Here is a 538-nt window from a genome sequence, read left to right on the forward strand (position 1 = left end):
CGACGGGATGGCGACCTACCGCACGTTCATCGAGCGCGCCGCGGAGCTGGTCCACCGCTACGGCGGCTCGGTCTCCGGGGAGCACGGCGACGGCCGCGCCCGCTCCGAGCTGCTCGCCACCATCTACTCCCCCGAGGCCCTGGCCGCCTTCGCGGAGTTCAAGCGCGTCTTCGACCCGGACGGGTTCTTCAACCCGGGCGTGCTCGTGGACCCCGAGCCCATCGACCAGGGCATCCGTCCCGGTCCCGGGGCACGGACGTTCGCGCTCACGCCCGTGCACGCGTTCTCCCGCGACGGCGGATCGTTCTCCAGCGCCGTGAACCGGTGCGTGGGCGTGGGCTCCTGCCGCTCGGACGTGGGCGCCATGTGCCCGTCCTTCCAGGCGACCCACGACGAGGTGCACTCGACCCGGGGCCGCGCCCGGTCCCTGGCCGAGATGCTGCGCGGGGAGTCGATCACGGACGGCTGGAAGTCGAAGGAGACCCTCGAGGCCCTGGACCTATGCCTGTCCTGCAAGGCCTGCGCCACCGAGTGCCCG

1 protein-coding gene is annotated in these 538 nt (G+C 72.7%); it reads left to right on the forward strand.

Annotated features, from left to right (window positions below; genetic code table 11):
• A partial coding sequence (locus RCG67_RS17320) for a (Fe-S)-binding protein (protein ID WP_368828054.1) occupies window positions 1–538 on the forward strand: 538 nt, incomplete at both ends.

The sequence above is a fragment of the Kocuria cellulosilytica genome (assembly GCF_040981245.1).
Lineage (GTDB): Bacteria > Actinomycetota > Actinomycetes > Actinomycetales > Micrococcaceae > Kocuria > Kocuria cellulosilytica.